Origin of the sequence: Nissabacter sp. SGAir0207, assembly GCF_005491205.1 — a bacterium.
Classification (GTDB): domain Bacteria; phylum Pseudomonadota; class Gammaproteobacteria; order Enterobacterales; family Enterobacteriaceae; genus Chimaeribacter.
Genome location: NZ_CP028035.1, coordinates 1,982,826 through 1,998,516 on the forward strand (window position 1 = coordinate 1,982,826; position 15,691 = coordinate 1,998,516).

Genomic DNA, 15,691 nt, shown 5'->3' on the forward strand with positions numbered 1-15,691 from the left:
CTCGTGGGTCAAATGTGGTGGGTTGGCCGCTCAGTGCCGGGTTCCGCTGGTGGCCTGCGGCACGATGCTCAGCGCCTCACGCCACAGGCGCTGTGGCACATAACTCTGCAACAGGTCGATGGCGCACGCCAGCAGTTCCGCATTCAGTTCATGCCCCGCCTCCCAGGCGATGTCCAGCGTGGCATCCGCGCCCAGCGCCTCCAGCCGTGAAAAGGCGGACTGCGCGTGGCGCACCTCAATGACCGGGTCTGCGCCGCCGTGCAGCAGATGCAGTGTGGCGGCGGGCGCGGCCTGCGTTGGCAGGGTGGCGAAACGGCCGGAGAAGGCCACCACCCGCCCGGCGATGTCATGTTCGCGGGCGCTCGCCTCCAGCGCCATGATGGCGCCCTGATCCATGCCAATCAAGGCGGTCTGCGTGCCGGTCAGCGCCAGCCGACGCTGCGCCTCGCGGATATAGTCCAGCAGCGGCGGCAGGGCAGCGCCGACCCGTGCCACCAGATCATGCTCGCTCATGTCGCGGCCGGAGAACCACTGTCGGCCACCGGGGTCGGCATCCTCCGCGTCAAAGATCTCTGGCGCTTCCGGCACCACAATGGCCGCCGCTGGCCAGTGCTGGCGCAGCATGATCACCAGCGCGCCCACATCGTCCGGTTGGCCACCTGCCCCGTGCAGCAGCACCATCAGCTGCTGTGGCGGGCCAGCATGCGCCTCATCCGGCAAGAATTCCTGTACGTGCATAAGTACCCCTCTGTCTGGCCGCCCCGGCCGCAGTAGCACAACCGGGGCTGCTCTCCCAAGGATAGACCATCACACAGGGGTTCACGCGTGGCGGCTACTTGCCAGCGGCGTTGGGCGCGGCGGGCGCGGGCGGCTCCTCATCCGGCGTCAGGCCACGCGCCTTGAGCATCGGGCCAATCTCTGGGTCTTTGCCGCGCCAGTCGCGGTAGAGCTGCTCGAGATCCTCACTGTTGCCGCGTGACAGCACCTGATCGCGGAAGCGCTGGCCGTTCTTCGCCGTCAGGCCGCCCTGCTCCTTGAACGCCTCAAAGGCATCATCGGCCAGCATCTGCGTCCAGAGGTAGGCGTAGTAGCCCGCCGCGTAGCCGTTGCCCCAGATGTGCTGGAAGTAGCTGGAGCGGTAGCGCGGCGGCACATACGGAATGTCCAGCCCATCCTGCTTCAGCGCCGCCGCCTCAAAGGCGTCGGCGTCTTGCAGCGGCCCGCCAGCCGCCAGCGCGTGCCAGTGCATGTCCAGCAGCGCCGCCGCCAGCAGCTCGGTCATCTCATAGCCCTTGTTAAAGGTGGTGGCGCGCTCAATCTTATCGCGCAACTCCTGCGGCATCGGTTTCTTGGTCTGGTAGTGGCGGGCATAGTGGTTGAACACCTTGGGATCGTCCGCCCAGTGCTCATTGAACTGGGAGGGGAACTCCACGAAGTCGCGCGCGGTGTTGGTGCCGGAGAGCGACACATACTGCTGGGCGGCGAAGATGCCGTGCAGCGCGTGGCCGAACTCGTGGAACATGGTGATCACGTCATCCCAAGCCAGCAACGCTGGCTGTCCCTCCGCCGGTTTGGGGAAGTTGGCGACGTTGTAGACCACTGGCCGGGTACCGAGCAGCGTTGACTGGTCAACAAAGTTGCTCATCCACGCGCCGCCGCTCTTGTTGTCGCGCTTGAAGTAGTCGGTGTAGAACAGCGCCAGCGACTTGCCCTTCTTGTCGAACACCTCATACACCTTGACGTCCGGGTGGTAGACCGGCAGATCCGGGCGCGCCTTGAAGGTGATGCCATAGAGCAGCGTGGCGGCATAGAACACGCCATCCTCCAGCACGTTATCCAGCTCAAAGTAGGGTTTGATCTGGCTCTCATCCAGATCATATTTGGCCTTGCGCACCTGTTCGGCATAGTGCTGCCAGTCCCATGCCTCCAGCGTCATGTCCGGCTGCTGGCTCGCCATCTGCGCCTGAATATCCTGCGCCTCGCGTTTCACCCGGTCGGTGGCGGCTGGCACGATGTTGTGCATGAACGCCAGCGCCGCCTCCGGGGTTTTCGCCATCTGGTCCTGCAATTTCCACGCGGCATAGGTCGGGAAGCCGAGCAGCTTCGCCTGCTGGCTGCGCACCTGCGCCAGCCGGGCGATCAGCAATCGGGTGTCGTTGGCATCGCCCCGCTCCGCGCGGTTCCAGGAGGCCTCAAACAGCGCCTGCCGGGTGGCGCGATCCTCCAGCGACTGCAACGCCGGCTGTTGGGTGGTGTTTTGCAGCACCAGTACCCACTGACCCTCCAGGTTACGCGCCTTGGCCGCCTCCGCTGCCGCGGCCAGCTCCGCCTCGCTCAGCCCCGCCAGTTGCGCGGGGTCAGTCAACGCCAGCGCCCCGGCCTTGGTCGCCGCCAACAGCCGCTGGGTGAAGCGGGTGCTGAGGGTGGCCGCCTCCTGATTAAGCTGCTTGAGCTGCGCCTTGTCCGCATCGGAGAGTTGCGCGCCCGCCAGCACGAAGGATTGGCGCGTTACCTCCAGCAGGCGCAAATCCTCCGGCGCCAGCGACAGGCTCTCCCGCTGCTGGTAGAGGGTGTCGATGCGCTGGAACAGCGCGCTGTTGAGTTTGATGGTGTCATCCAGCGCCGCCAGCTGGGGCGAGATCTCCTCGTCCAGCGTTTGCAGGGCGTCACTGGTGTTGGCGGAGGTCATGGCGCTGAACACATTGTTCACCCGCCGCAGCAGTACGCCGCTGCGCTCCAGCGCCACCAGCGTGTTGTCGAAGGTGGGCGCGTCCGGGTTGCTGGCAATCTTCTCCACCTCCTCGGTTTTCTGGCGGATGCCCTCCAGCAGCGCCGGGCGGAAGTCGCCCTCTTTGATCTTGTCAAACAGCGGCGCTTCCATCGGCAACGTGCTGGCGCTGAAGAACGGATTCTCCAGCCGTTGCAGCACGGCGGTGGGCGACGAGGGGCTGGGCTGGTCGGTTGGCATGGCGGGCTCCTGTGGTGTGCTGGGGGCCGCCCCGGCCGGCAAGGCGCTGGTTCCCCAGCTTACCGCCAGCGCCAGCAGCGCCAGCCGGAAGCGGGAAACGGGACGGCAGAAGGTGGATGACAGCCGACGGCGCGGCAGATGGATAGATGGCCTGGACATGCGGATGACGCCTCCCTGTGGGCCGGCCACGCGCCGGCTAAGCTGCTGATTCACGACCCCCTGAGCATAGGCGGCATTGCCCCGGTCGGCAAAATGGCGTGCTGTTTTTTGCGAGGCATTACCCAGTAATCGTGGGCGGCGTGGGCGCGCCGGACTGGTAGCAGGCGATGATCTCACCGGCGATGGCGACGGCGATCTCCGCCGGCAGTTTGCCCGTCACGTCCGGCAGCCCGACCGGGCAGCGCATCCGCTGCAACTGCGCCGCGCTGAACCCCTTGCCGCTGAGGCGGTAGTCAAAGCGCTTGCGCTTGGTGGCCGAGCCAATCAGGCCGAAGTAGCGGAAATCGCCGCGCCGCAAAATCTGTTCGCTGAGCGCCAGATCGAGCTGGTGGTCATGGGTCAGCACCACGATGTAGCTCTCCGGCGGCAGCAGCCGCACCTCATCCAGCGGCTCCTCCGCCACCCGCTGCTCCACGCCGGGCAGCGGCGGCGGGAATTCCGCCGCGCGCCCATCGATCCAGCGGATGCGGCACGGCAGGGTCGCGAGGATCGACACCAGCGCGCGGCCCACGTGCCCGGCTCCAAACACCGCCACCAGCGGCTGGGGGCGCAGCAGTGGCTCAAACAGCAGTGTGGCACTGCCGCCGCAGCACTGCCCGAGCCGCGCCCCGAGCGGGAAGCGCTCGAGCCGGCTCTCCGCCTGCCCGGCCTGCAACAGCTCGCGCGCAATGGCGATGGCGCGGAACTCCAGATTGCCGCCGCCAATGGTGTGGTAGTGGCGTTCCGCCGTGATCAGCATCTTGCTGCCGCTATCACGCGGCGTGGAGCCAAGATGCTCCGCCACCGTCACCAGCACGCAGGATTCGCCGCGCCGTTGCAGTTCGCTTAGGGTGGTGATCCACTCATCGTGTCGCATCGGCTGGCTCCCCTTCCGTGACGTTGTCACGCTGCTGTTGCATCGCCATCACGCCCATCAGTACCCGCTCTGGCGTGGCCGGGGCATCCACTGGCGGCTGGTGGCGGTAATCAGCCACCGAGGCGACCGCATCCTTCAGCGCGCACCAGACGGCGATGCCGAGCATAAAGGGCGGTTCGCCGACCGCCTTGGAGTGGAACACCGTCTCCTCCGGGTTTTTGCGGTTCTCCACCAGCCGGACGCGCAGATCCGCCGGTACATCGCCCATTGCCGGAATTTTGTAGCTGGCCGGGCCGCGCGTCAGCAACTGCCCCTGTTCGCCCCACACCAGCTCTTCACAAGTGAGCCAGCCCATGCCCTGCACAAAGCCGCCCTCCACCTGGCCGATGTCTATCGCCGGGTTAAGCGAGTCGCCGACGTCATGCAGCAGGTCGGCGCGCAGCAGCCGGTACTCGCCGGTCAGGGTGTCAATCACCACTTCGGCACAGGCCATGCCGTAGCTGTAGTAGTAGAACGGGTGACCAGCGGCCTTGCTGCGGTCGTAGAAGATTTTTGGCGTGCGGTAGTAGCCGGTGCTGGCCAGCGATACCTGATGGAAGTGCGCCAGCCGCGCCACCTCGGCGAAGCTGTAGTAGTGGCCTTTGGCGCACACCACGCCGTTGCGGAACACAATCTCCGCCTCTTGCGCCTGATGGATCGCCATCAGCATCGTCACCAGCCGCTGCTTGATGGTCTCGGCGGCATTCTGCGCCGCCTTGCCGTTGAGATCGGTGCCGGAGGAGGCGGCGGTCGGCGAGGTGTTCGGCACCTTGCCGGTGTCAGTCGCCGTCACCTGGATGGTGCTGATATCTACCTGGAACACCTCGGCCACCACCTGCGCCACCTTGGTGTTCAGCCCTTGCCCCATCTCCGTGCCGCCGTGGTTGAGCTGGATGCTGCCATCGGTGTAGACCAGCACCAGCGCCCCGCCCTGATTGAGGAAACTGGCAGTGAAGGAGATGCCGAACTTGACCGGCGTCAGCGCCAGCCCGCGCTTGAGCACCGGGCTGACGGCGTTGAAGGCGCTGATCTCGGCGCGGCGCGCGGCATAGCCAGCGCTGAGCGCCAGCTCATCGGTCATCTCATGCAGCAGGTTCTGCTCCACGGTCTGGTAGTAGGGCGTGACGTCGCGCCCCGGCCCGCCGTAGTAGTTGGTGCGGCGCACCGCCAGCGGGTCGAGGCCGGTTTCGCGCGCGAGGTGATCCATGATGTTCTCAATCGCCAGCATCCCCTGTGGGCCGCCAAAGCCACGGTAGGCGGTGTTGGAGGCGAGGTGGGTTTTGCAGCGGTGGCCGGTGATGGTGACGTCGCCCAGATAGTAGGCGTTGTCGGCGTGGAACATCGCCCGATCCACGATCGAGCCGGAGAGGTCGAGCGAGTAGCCGCAGTTGGCGGCCAACTCAATTTCGATGCCGTGGATCAGGCCACGGTCGTCAAAGCCCACCTCATAGCGCACATAGAACGGGTGGCGTTTGCCGGTCATTAGCATGTCATCCTCACGCGCCAGCCGCATCTTGGCGGGCCGGCCGGTGAGCCGCGCCGCCAGCGCCGCGTGGCAGGCGGTGGCGGCGGCCTGCGTCTCCTTGCCACCGAAGCCGCCGCCCATCCGCCGCATGTCAATCACCACTTTGTGCATCGGCAGGTTGAGCACCGAGCCGACCAGTTTCTGCACCTCGGTCGGGTTCTGGGTCGAGCTATAGACCAGCACGCTGCCATCCTCGCCCGGCATCACCGAGGCGATCTGCGTCTCCAGGTAGAAGTGCTCCTGCCCACCAATGTGCAGCTCACCGCTCAGGCGACGTGGCGCGGCGGCCAGCGCCGCCGCCGAGTCACCGCGCCGGTGCTGGTGGCTCTCCTCCACCAGATGCCCCTGCGCCAGCGCCTGCCGGACGTCAAAAATCGCCGGCAGCGCGCGGTACTCAACAACCGCCGCCGCGGCGGCCTGCCGCGCCACCTGCGGATCCTCTGCCGCCACCACCAGCACCACCTGGCCGAGGTACTCCACCTTGCCCTCGGCATAGAGCGGATCGCCGTGGGTCAGCGGCGCGATGTCATTGTCGCCCGGCACATCCTCGGCGGTGAAGACCCGCACCACGCCGGGGAAGGCGTAGCACGGCGTCACGTCGATGCGCACAATCTCGGCGTGCGCCATCTCGCTCAGCCGCGGCGCAAGGTGCAACTGGTGGGGAAACTCCGGGCGGTCATCGATGTAGACCGCCTCGCCGGTGACGTGCTTCTCGGCGCTCTCATGCTTGTGGCTGCGCCCGACGCCACGGTTCAGATCGGCGCGGAAGCGCGCCTCCATCTCCTGCTGGCTCATCGCCGGTTTGATTTTAGACATAGTCAGTCACCGTGATTGGCTGCTGGGGCGCAGCGAGTTCGAAGAAGTAACGGCGCAGCAAATTTTGCGCCACCTGCAACCGGTAGCCACTGCCAGCGCGGAAATCGCTGATCGGGGTGAAGTCCTGCGCCAGCGCGCGGCAGGCCAGCTCGACGGTCGCGGCCCGCCACGGCTGCCCCACCAGCGCCTGTTCGGCGGCGCGCGCCCGTGCCGGGGTGGCGGCCATGCCGCCGTAGGCCAGCCGCGCGCCCTGCACCATGCCCTCGCGGATGTCGAGGCAGAGGGCGGCGCACACCGTGGAGATGTCATCCTCCAGCCGTTTCGAGACTTTATAGACGCGCAGTGCTGGCGGGTGCGCGGCGGGCGGCAGTGGGATCTCGATGCGTTCAATGAATTCGCCGGGTTGCAGCGCGGTCTGGCGGTAGCCAAGGAAGAACGCCTCCAGCGGCAATACGCGTGCCACCGCCCCACGCCGCAGGTGCAGCGACGCGCCGAGCGCCAGCAGCACCGGGGCGGCATCGCCAATCGGTGAGGCGTTCGCCAGACTGCCGCCAAGGGTGCCAAGGTTGCGGATCTGCTGTGAGGCGAAGCGCCCAAGCAGCGCGGCGAAGGCCGGGAAGTGGCCCGCCAGCGCTGGCTGGCAATCAGTGAGCGACGCGGCCGCGCCCAGAGAGAGGTGGGTGGCTGAGCAGCTAATGGCGCGCAGTTCCGCCACCTGCCCCAGCGCAATCAAGCGCGGAAAACGCCGGTTGCGCTGGGTGATCTCCAGCACCAGATCGGTGCCGCCCGCCACCAGCCGCGCTTCCGGGTCAGCCTGATAGGCGGCGGCCAGCGCCGCCAGCGAGGTGGGCATGTCGCAGCGCGCCGCACTTGATGCCAGCTCGCGAGCGGGCTGAGCGGCCAGCGCCTGCAATTGCGCCAGCGTCTGCGCCTCCGCGCGGTCAAACTGATCCTCCAGCGCCCGCTGGGCCGGGCGCATCGCGCGCTCGGCGGCGTCAGCAATCGGCCGGTAGCCGGTGCAGCGGCAGAGGTTGCCCGCCAGTGCTTCCTTCGGTTCGCCCCCCTGCTTTTGCAGCGCAAACAGCGACATCACAAAACCCGGCGTACAGAAGCCGCACTGGGAGGCGTGGCAATCGACCATCGCCTGCTGCACCGGGTGCAGGCGGTCACGCTGCTTCAAGTCCTCCACGGTGATCAGTTGCTTGCCATCCAGCGCGGACATCAGCGTCATGCAGGCGTTGGCGGTGCGGTAGCGCAGCCGGTCGCCCGCCGGTTCCGCCAGCACCACGGTACAGGCACCACAGTCGCCGGAGGCGCAGCCCTCTTTGGTGCCGCAGCGCTGCTGGCTGCGGCGCAGCCAGGTCAGCACCGTGGTGTTGGGGTCCAGCTGCTCGGTATGCAGGCGTTGGTTTAGCAGGAATTGAATCATGGTGGCGATCCTCGGCACGGTGCGCCGCCTGTGCGGCGCTTACCTAGTAAGCATGGCTGACCATTTGATTTGTACAACTGGTCAAATAATGCTGATTAACTAAGCAAGTTCAGTGCCAGAATCGCCGGTACTAGGAGGCCGTGGTGGGCAGGCAGCCGCGCAGCACCAGTTCGGTCACTTCGCGGATGATGTGCTCCTGGGTGGCGGGAGCCGCGTCGGTGTCGTGGTACATGTGTTTCACCTGCACCGCGAAGTCGGCGTAGTACTGGGTGATCGCCCAGATGTGCATGATGAACAGCCGCGCATCCAGCGGGCGTAGCGCCCCCTGCGCAATCCACTGGTTGATCAGCTGCTCCTTGCGCAGGATGTTCTCGCGCGCCTGCGGCCAGTACTTTTCCAGATAGTGGCCGCCCGCCAGCACCTCGCTGGTGAAGATGCGCGACAGCGCTGGCTGGGTGAAGGAGAAGTGCAGCTTGTTGCGGATGTAGCGGCTGAGCACCGCCTGCGGCTCGGTCAGGGCGTCGTCGAAGCGGATGATCTCCGCCCAGGCCGCCAGCACCCGTTGCAGCAGCTCCTCATACAGCTCCTCCTTGCCCTGGATGTAGTAGTGGAGCTGGGTCTTTTTCATTCCGGCGCGCTGGGCGATGGCTTGGGTGGTCGCCCCGGCAAAGCCCTTCTCACTGAATTCGCTGATGGCCGCGTGGCGGATCGCCTCCAGCATCTGCTCGCGCCGCCCACGGCCATTGGTTTCACTGTTCATTGGTGGTGCGTGATCCCTGCAAGTTGCCTCATGGTGGGGCGAACCGGCTGCGCACCCCTGCCGGCAGTGTAGCGGGGATTATTCACCGGCGCGATAGACCGGCGCGCCATTCACCCAGGTGGCGTGAATGTTGCGATCATCACCGAGCGTCATCAGCACAAACAGTTTCTCCGCCAGGGTGCCGCTGTTGGCGGCGCGCAGCCGTTGCAGCGGCGTCGCCTGGCTGTCGAGCACCACGAAATCCGCCTCCTTGCCCGGCTCGAAGTTCCCGATCTTCTCCTCCAGATGCAGGGCGCGTGCGCCGCCCAGCGTGGCGTGGTAGAACGCCTCAAAGGCCGACAGCCGGTACTGCTGCAACTGCCCCACCTTGTACGCCTCCCCCAGCGTCGAGAGGATGCTGAAGGTGGTGCCCGCGCCGATATCACTGCCGATGCCCACCCGCACCTGCATTTCCCACGCCTTTTTCAGCCGGAACAGCCCACTGCCGAGGAACAGGTTGGAGGTGGGACAGAAAGCAATCGAGGAGCCAGTGTGCGCCATGCAGGCCCACTCATGCTCATCCAGATGCAGGCAGTGGGCAAACACGCTCTTTTTGCCGGTCAGCCCGTAGTCATGGTAGACGCCGAGGTAGTGGGCATGATCCGGGTAGAGCGCGCGCACCCACGCCACTTCATCACTGTTCTCACTGAGGTGGGTGTGCACCCAGGTATCCGGGAACTCCTCGCGCAGCCGGCGCACGGCGGTCAGCAACTCCGGGGAAGAGGTCGGCACAAAGCGTGGCGTCAGGGCGTAGCCAAGCCGCCCGCGCCCATGCCAGCGGCGGATCAGTTCACGCGTCTGCTGGTAACTGGTGTCGGCATCCTCCAGCAACCCCTCCGGCGCGTTGCGATCCATCATCACCTTGCCAGCGATCAGGCGCATCTGGTGGGCGTCCGCCTCGGTAAACAGCGCCTCCACCGACTGCGGGTGGACGGTGCCGAACACCAGCGCGGTGGTGGTGCCATTCGCCAGCAATTGGCGGATGAAGAAGCGCGACATCTCCGCCGAGTGCGTTGGGCAGTGGTACTGCGCCTCCGTTGGGAAGGTGTAGCTCTTCAGCCACTCCAGCAACTGCTCGCCATAGGCCCCGACCATCTCGGTCTGCGGGTAGTGGATGTGGGTGTCGATAAAACCGGGCACAATCAGTTTCCCGCGGTAATCCTCCACCGGCGTGCCGGCTGGCAGCCGCGCCTGCGCCGCCTGCCACGGGCCGAGCCAGACAATCCGCCCCTCCTCCAGCAGCAGCGCGCCATCCTCGATATAGCGCACCCGGTCAGCGATCTCTTCGGGTCGGCTGGCGCAGCCGGTCAGGTCAAAAAAGTTGCCGCGAATGGCGCGGGTGACAGTCTGGTTCATGATGACGCCCTTCTTGTTGTTATGGTCATGGTTGAGTATGGTTCATCTTTCCCCAGCAAGCGTTATGCCACCTCCGCCCTTCTCTTTTCATCTCATTGAAAAACAAGCTTTAACTGCCTGAACGCCGGTGCGGCCGGAGGCACTTTTCAGACAAGCTGGGCAATGGATGGGAATCAACCATAAACGCAACCGTTTGCAATTTGGCGCGGGCCGCGCTGCCCGCTTAATGCTGCACCATCAGTGAGCAAGGATGAGAAATTAAGATTTTGGCGGAGGCTAAAATTTTTTCGGCATAATCCGACACATTTTTACTGCCGTCCGTTGGCGGTGGCGCATCTCTTGCTGGCCGGCTTTCTGGTGGAAAAATAAAGCTCTGCCGCGGGCTGGCCGGGGCGCAGTATGGGCGGCGGTGCACCGGTTGACGCAAAAGGCGGATCGGCTATGCTCAAGGCTCTTTTTTACCCTTCCACTCTATAAAAGGCGGTGCTATGTCCGGTGAACGCAAGGCGTGGTTAGCGGGGTGGCGGCAATGAGAGGCCGAGTGTCCGGGGAGTTGGCCCTGCCGCTGCTGGTTGCCGGTGCCTTTTTTATGGAAAACCTCGACGCCACGGTGATCGTCACCGCGCTGCCGCAGATGGCACAGGCGTTCGGCGTGCGGGCGGTTGACCTGAACATTGGCGTCTCCGCCTATATCCTGACGCTGACGGTGTTTATTCCCGCCAGCGGCTGGATCGCCAACCGCTTTGGCGCGCGCCGGGTGTTCAGCTGTGCGCTGCTGCTGTTTACCTTCGCTTCGATCCTGTGCGCCCTGAGCGCCAGCCTGATGACCTTTACCGCCGCCCGCATGGTGCAGGGCTTCGCCGGCGCGCTGATGGTGCCGGTCGGCCGGCTGGTGGTGCTGCGCAATACGCCAAAGTCAGGGCTGATCCGCGCCATCGCCACCATCACCTGGCCGGGGCTGGTGGCACCGATACTGGGGCCAGCGGTCGGCGGCTTCTTTACCACCTACGCCTCCTGGCACTGGATCTTCCTGCTCAATGTGCCGCTCGGGCTGGTGGCATTCTGGCTGAGCCTGCGGCTGGTGCCCAACGAGGCGGGCGATCGCTCGGTGCCCTTTGATGTGCGCGGCTTTATGCTGTGCGGGCTGGCCTGCTTTGGGCTGATGTTTGGGCTGGATCTCTTCAACCACGCTGCCGAGCGGCTGTGGCTGCCGGTGGCCTGTCTGGCGGGCAGTGCGTTGCTGGGAGTACTGGCGGTGCGCCACGCCCGTAGCGCGCCCTTCCCGCTGCTCGATCTGTGGGCGCTGCGGTTGAAAAGTTACGCTGTCACACTGTACGGCGGCACCCTGTTCCGCATCGCGATTGGCGCGGTGCCCTTCCTGCTGCCGCTGATGTTCCAGCTGGCCTTTGGCATGAGCGCCTTTAGCGCCGGGCTGCTGGTGCTGGCGGTATTTGCTGGCAATCTGGCGATGAAGCCCTTTACCTCTGCCATTCTTTACCGCTTCCCGTTCCGCACCACCCTGTGGGTCAATGGCACGCTCAACGCCCTGACCATCTTTGCCTGCGCGCTGCTGACACCGGAGACGCCGACGCTGCTGGTGGTGCTGCTGCTGTTCGTCAGCGGCCTGACGCGCTCAATGCAGTTCACCGCGCTCAATACCCTGGCCTTCGCCGAAGTGCCGCAGCCGCACATGAGCGGGGCCAATACCCTGCTGAATATGGCGCAACAGCTCGGCAGTGGGCTGGGGATCGCCATCGGCGCGCTGGCGCTGCGCAGCGGCGAGTGGCTGACGCCCGCCGCCACCGGAGAGGCGTTGACCGCCTTCCACTTCGCCTTTATGGTGATTGGCCTGCTGGCACTGTTGGCGGTGGCGGATGCCTTTACCCTCAGCCCGGCCGCCGGGAATGAGGTGCGACAGAAAAAATTGCAGGAGGCCAGCGCCGGGGAGACCAAAAACCCGTGCAACACCCCGGCCTCCAAATAAGCCGTACGCGCCCTGTAGCGGGTATGATGAGACGTTGCCTGCCAAGGCGAATAACTTGTTGAGGAATATGGATATGATCATTCTGGTTACCGGCGCGACCGCCGGGTTTGGGGAAGCCATCACACGCCGTTTCATCCGCGAAGGCCACAAGGTGATCGCCACTGGCCGCCGTCAGGAGCGTCTGGATGCGCTGAAGGAGGCACTGGGGGATCAGGTGCATGTGGTGCAGCTCGACGTGCGTGATCGCGCCGCCATCGATGAGATGCTGGCCAGCCTGCCCGAGGCGTGGCGCGAAGTGGACGTGCTGGTGAACAACGCCGGTCTGGCGCTGGGGCTGGAGCCAGCGCACCGCGCCAATAGCGATGACTGGGAGACGATGATTGACACCAACACCAAGGGGCTGGTGTTCATGACCCGCGCCCTGCTGCCGGGCATGGTGGAGCGCCAGCGCGGCCACGTGATCAACATGGGTTCGATTGCCGGTAGCTGGCCCTATCCGGGCGGCAACGTCTATGGCGCGACCAAGGCGTTTGTTAAGCAGTTCAGCCTCAACCTGCGCGCCGATCTGGCGGGCACCGCAGTGCGCGTGACCGACATCGAGCCGGGTCTGGTGGGCGGCACCGAGTTCTCCAACGTCCGTTTCAAGGGCGATGATGAGAAAGCCAGCAAGACCTACGACAATGCCAACCCGCTGATGCCGGATGACATTGCCGAGTCTGTCTACTGGTGCAGCACCCTGCCAGCGCACGTCAATATCAACCGGCTGGAGATCATGCCAGTCAGCCAATCCTTCTCCGCGCTGAATATCCACCGCGAAGGGTAACGCCGGTGCGGGGCCTCACCGCCCCGCGCTTTACGCGCCGCGCCAGCCGGAGACGATGATCAGCATCCCGGCCAGCGCCACCAGCGCGCCCAGCCAGTCCGTCACCCCCAGCCGCACCCCATCCACCAGCCGCAGCCAGACCAGCGCCGTACAGACGTAGACCCCGCCATAGGCGGCATAAACCCGCCCGCTGGCCGCCGGGTGCAGCGTCAACAGCCAGACAAACAGCATCAGGCTGAGCGCCGCCGGTAGCAGTAGCCAGACACTGGCCGCTTTTTTTAACCAGAGGTAGGGCAAAAAACAGCCCACAATCTCCGCCAGTGCGGTGGCGAAGAACAGCAATGTGGTTTTGAGCACCCGATTTCTCCTTCAATCATCCCTAAACCCGCAGGCAGCGCCACTGCCCAGCAGGAGGTGGAGTGTTATAATTAAGGCGTGCCCCGGATCTGTGGGGCACCCTGTTGACCGCACGGGCGAAGCCTGCGGCGAATCACTGATAAGGATATGAAAATGACTGAACCCATGATCCCTCGGTGGCGACTCCTCGCGCCGATTGCGCTGGCAGCCCTGTTTGCCGTCTGGCAGGCACCGGCCGTGGCTGCGACCAACTGCGCCAGCGGCACCTGTATTTTCAACGGCAATGGCGATAATGCCCTCTCCAATGAGGAGGCGCGCCAGAACAAAGAGCAGTGGGATGATACCCGGATGTTGCGCAAAAAGGTCAACAACCGTGCCGAGAAGGAGTTCGACAAGTTCGACACCGCCATTGACCAGCGCGAAAGCTGTGACAAGAGCATGAACCTGAATGCCTATTGGGAACCGAACACCGAGCGCTGTCTGGATCGCCGCACTGGCCGCCAGATTCTGCCGTAAGGCCCCGGTTGGGCAACTTTTCGATGGCGGGGGCATTGGCTGCGAGCGCGATACCCCGGACTGGCTTTGCTAAAGGATGGAATGATGAAGAGATCACCACTGATTGCCGCGGCCCTGCTGGCCATGTTACCCCTGGCGGCGCAAGCCTCATGCGAGAGCGTGAAAGCGGACATTACCCAAAAGATCATCAATAACGGCGTGCCTGAGTCGGGCTTTACTCTGGATATTGTCCCGAACGATCAGGTCGAGCAGGCTGGCGGACAGGTTGTCGGCCATTGTGAGAACGACACACAGAAAATTGTTTACAGCAAGACCGGCGATGGCAGCAGCGATGCGGCCGCCACCGCCAACCCGCAGACCGGCACCAGCCAGGATGCCGCGCCCGCCCAGTAATGAAGCGAGGGCGCCGCAGGGCGCCCTCGCTTTTTCTCTGCTCAGGGGCGGCTCCCCTGCGCCTCCGGCTCGGCCGGTCGCTGACTGGCTGGCATCAGCCACACCGCCAGCAGCGTCAGCAACGCCATTCCCGCCGACACCATAAACACCCCATGCAACGCCGTCGCCACGCCCTCCACCAGCCCCTGCAACTGGCCGTTGCCCAGCGCGTCACGCTGTGGCCCCTCCATCAACTGCTGCACCGGGTCGGCCACCCCCGGCAACTGCCGTTGCAGGCTGAGATTGAGCGTCGCGCCCAACAACGCGGTGCCAAGCGCTGAGCCAATCAGCCGTGAAAACATGGTGGAGGCGGTGGCGATGCCCCGGATCGAGGCGTCGGCGGCATTCTGCACCGCCACCAAAAAGGTGGTGTTGCTCAGCCCCATGCCCGCCCCGAGGGTGAAGGCCGCCAGCCGCGCCCACCATAGCGTCTGCTCTGGCTGCACCAACAGCAGCAGCAGGCTGCCCGCGATCATCAGCAGCGCGCCGCACAGCGCGGTAAAGCGGTAGGAGGTGACCAGCATCAGCCGACCACTGAGGGCGCTGGCGAGCGGCCAGCCAATCGACACCAGCGCCAGCGTCGAGCCAGCCTCCAGCGGCGATCCGCCCATCACCCCCTGCACAAAGGTCGGCAGGAAGGCGCTGATGCCCATCAGTACCGCGCCCATCACCAGCCCGCCAATGTTGCCCGCGACAATCACCCGGCTGCGCCACAGCGCCAGCGGGAACAGCGGCTCGGCGGTGCGCCGCTCCTGCCGCACCAGCATCACCGCGCTGCCGATGGCCACCAGCAGCAGCGCCCCGGCCATCCAGCCCAGCGCCTCCGCCTGCAACAGCGCCAACAGCAGCGCCGAGACCGCCAGCGTCAGCCAGCCGGTGCCCGCCAGATCGAGGCTGTGTTGCCGCCCGGCCTGCGCCGCGGGCAGATAGCGCGCCAGCATCGCCATCGCCACCACGCCAATCGGCACGTTGATCCAGAACACCAGCGCCCAGTTGAAGTGCTCGACAATAAATGCCCCCATCAGCGGCCCGACAATCGCCGAGATGCCCCAGACGCTCGACAGGTAACCCTGTACCTTGGCGCGCTCCACCGGGGAGTAGACGTTGGCAATGATGGTCGAGGCAATCGGCATGATCGCCCCACCCCCCAGCCCCTGCAACGCGCGGAAGACGATCAGCCAGATCATTGAGGGCGCGAAGCCGCACAGCACCGAGCCAAGCAGGAAGACCAGCGTACCGATGAAGAACATCCGTCGGCAGCCATAGAGATCGGCCAGCCGGCCATAGATCGGTACGCTGACCGCCTGGGTCAGTAGGTAGACGGCAAACACCCAGCCCAGCAGCGGGAAGCCGCCCAGCTCGCCGATGATGGTGGGCATGGCGGTGGCGACGATGGTCACTTCAATCGCCGCCATGAACATCGCCAGCATACAGGCAATCAAGATAAGGGAACGATGGGGAACCCGATCCGGTGGGAGAGTCTGTTTCATACACCTTCGCAATTTGCTGTTTTGTTTACTGTCTGAGTATATCAGCCCGCCGCCCACCCGGCGGGGCGTGCGGCGATTTTTG

At 65.1% G+C, this 15,691-nt stretch carries 13 protein-coding genes; 4 read left to right on the forward strand and 9 right to left on the reverse strand.

Features of this window, described 5'->3' with window-relative positions:
• Positions 1–30: 30 nt before the first annotated feature.
• The 7 genes from ypfH to guaD form a co-directional block, all read right to left on the reverse strand.
• Positions 31–738 carry an esterase gene (gene ypfH, locus C1N62_RS08555; RefSeq protein WP_137763233.1) on the reverse strand — a complete coding sequence of 236 codons (708 nt, stop codon included), beginning with the start codon at positions 736–738 and terminating at the stop codon, positions 31–33.
• Between the two features lie 94 nt (positions 739–832).
• Positions 833–2,968, reverse strand: coding sequence for a peptidyl-dipeptidase Dcp (gene dcp / locus C1N62_RS08560; protein ID WP_137764959.1), 2,136 nt, complete (start codon positions 2,966–2,968; stop codon positions 833–835).
• 277 nt (positions 2,969–3,245) lie between these two features.
• Complete coding sequence (gene xdhC / locus C1N62_RS08565; RefSeq protein WP_137763234.1) at positions 3,246–4,043, reverse strand: xanthine dehydrogenase accessory protein XdhC; 798 nt, start codon at positions 4,041–4,043, stop codon at positions 3,246–3,248.
• On the reverse strand, positions 4,030–6,423 hold the full coding sequence (gene xdhB / locus C1N62_RS08570) for a xanthine dehydrogenase molybdopterin binding subunit (protein ID WP_137763235.1): 2,394 nt from the start codon (positions 6,421–6,423) through the stop codon (positions 4,030–4,032). Before xdhB ends, xdhC begins: the two co-directional genes overlap by 14 nt.
• A complete protein-coding gene (gene xdhA / locus C1N62_RS08575; protein ID WP_137763236.1) occupies positions 6,416–7,852 on the reverse strand; it encodes a xanthine dehydrogenase small subunit in 1,437 nt (478 codons plus the stop codon). Before xdhA ends, xdhB begins: the two co-directional genes overlap by 8 nt.
• A gap of 130 nt (positions 7,853–7,982) precedes the next feature.
• Entirely contained in the window at positions 7,983–8,612 is a 630-nt protein-coding gene (locus C1N62_RS08580) for a TetR family transcriptional regulator C-terminal domain-containing protein (protein ID WP_137763237.1), read from the reverse strand.
• A 78-nt stretch (positions 8,613–8,690) separates the two neighbouring features.
• Complete coding sequence (guaD, locus tag C1N62_RS08585; RefSeq protein ID WP_137763238.1) at positions 8,691–10,007, reverse strand: guanine deaminase; 1,317 nt, start codon at positions 10,005–10,007, stop codon at positions 8,691–8,693.
• 529 nt (positions 10,008–10,536) lie between these two features.
• Between guaD and C1N62_RS08590 the strand changes: the two genes are divergently transcribed.
• On the forward strand, positions 10,537–11,991 hold the full coding sequence (locus C1N62_RS08590; protein WP_137763239.1) for an MFS transporter: 1,455 nt from the start codon (positions 10,537–10,539) through the stop codon (positions 11,989–11,991).
• Positions 11,992–12,064: 73 nt separating this feature from the next.
• Positions 12,065–12,814, forward strand: a complete 750-nt coding sequence (ydfG, locus tag C1N62_RS08595; RefSeq protein ID WP_137763240.1) for a bifunctional NADP-dependent 3-hydroxy acid dehydrogenase/3-hydroxypropionate dehydrogenase YdfG — start codon at positions 12,065–12,067, stop codon at positions 12,812–12,814.
• 30 nt (positions 12,815–12,844) lie between these two features.
• On the opposite strand, the gene C1N62_RS08600 is transcribed toward ydfG, so the two are convergent.
• Positions 12,845–13,171, reverse strand: a complete 327-nt coding sequence (locus C1N62_RS08600; RefSeq protein ID WP_137763241.1) for a YnfA family protein — start codon at positions 13,169–13,171, stop codon at positions 12,845–12,847.
• A gap of 147 nt (positions 13,172–13,318) precedes the next feature.
• Here C1N62_RS08600 and C1N62_RS08605 point away from each other — a divergent pair, with 147 nt between their 5' ends.
• Both C1N62_RS08605 and C1N62_RS08610 read left to right on the forward strand, forming a co-directional pair.
• The gene (locus C1N62_RS08605; protein WP_137763242.1) at positions 13,319–13,687 is read left to right on the forward strand and encodes a DUF1283 family protein; all 369 of its coding nucleotides are present in this window, start codon (positions 13,319–13,321) and stop codon (positions 13,685–13,687) included.
• An 84-nt stretch (positions 13,688–13,771) separates the two neighbouring features.
• Positions 13,772–14,080, forward strand: a complete 309-nt coding sequence (locus C1N62_RS08610; protein ID WP_137763243.1) for a DUF1161 domain-containing protein — start codon at positions 13,772–13,774, stop codon at positions 14,078–14,080.
• Between the two features lie 41 nt (positions 14,081–14,121).
• Here the strand turns inward: C1N62_RS08610 and C1N62_RS08615 are convergent, their stop codons facing one another.
• Positions 14,122–15,609: an MDR family MFS transporter gene (locus tag C1N62_RS08615; protein WP_240775677.1), complete on the reverse strand. Its 1,488-nt coding sequence runs from the start codon at positions 15,607–15,609 to the stop codon at positions 14,122–14,124.
• Positions 15,610–15,691: the final 82 nt, after the last annotated feature.

Coding starts and splice junctions, on each gene's coding strand:
- ypfH (WP_137763233.1), bottom strand. CDS start 738: ATGCACGTACAGGAATTCTTGCCGGATGAGGCGCATGCTGGCCCGCCA.
- dcp (WP_137764959.1), bottom strand. CDS start 2,968: ATGCCAACCGACCAGCCCAGCCCCTCGTCGCCCACCGCCGTGCTGCAA.
- xdhC (WP_137763234.1), bottom strand. CDS start 4,043: ATGCGACACGATGAGTGGATCACCACCCTAAGCGAACTGCAACGGCGC.
- xdhB (WP_137763235.1), bottom strand. CDS start 6,423: ATGTCTAAAATCAAACCGGCGATGAGCCAGCAGGAGATGGAGGCGCGC.
- xdhA (WP_137763236.1), bottom strand. CDS start 7,852: ATGATTCAATTCCTGCTAAACCAACGCCTGCATACCGAGCAGCTGGAC.
- C1N62_RS08580 (WP_137763237.1), bottom strand. CDS start 8,612: ATGAACAGTGAAACCAATGGCCGTGGGCGGCGCGAGCAGATGCTGGAG.
- guaD (WP_137763238.1), bottom strand. CDS start 10,007: ATGAACCAGACTGTCACCCGCGCCATTCGCGGCAACTTTTTTGACCTG.
- C1N62_RS08590 (WP_137763239.1), top strand. CDS start 10,537: ATGAGAGGCCGAGTGTCCGGGGAGTTGGCCCTGCCGCTGCTGGTTGCC.
- ydfG (WP_137763240.1), top strand. CDS start 12,065: ATGATCATTCTGGTTACCGGCGCGACCGCCGGGTTTGGGGAAGCCATC.
- C1N62_RS08605 (WP_137763242.1), top strand. CDS start 13,319: ATGAAAATGACTGAACCCATGATCCCTCGGTGGCGACTCCTCGCGCCG.
- C1N62_RS08610 (WP_137763243.1), top strand. CDS start 13,772: ATGAAGAGATCACCACTGATTGCCGCGGCCCTGCTGGCCATGTTACCC.
- C1N62_RS08615 (WP_240775677.1), bottom strand. CDS start 15,609: ATGAAACAGACTCTCCCACCGGATCGGGTTCCCCATCGTTCCCTTATC.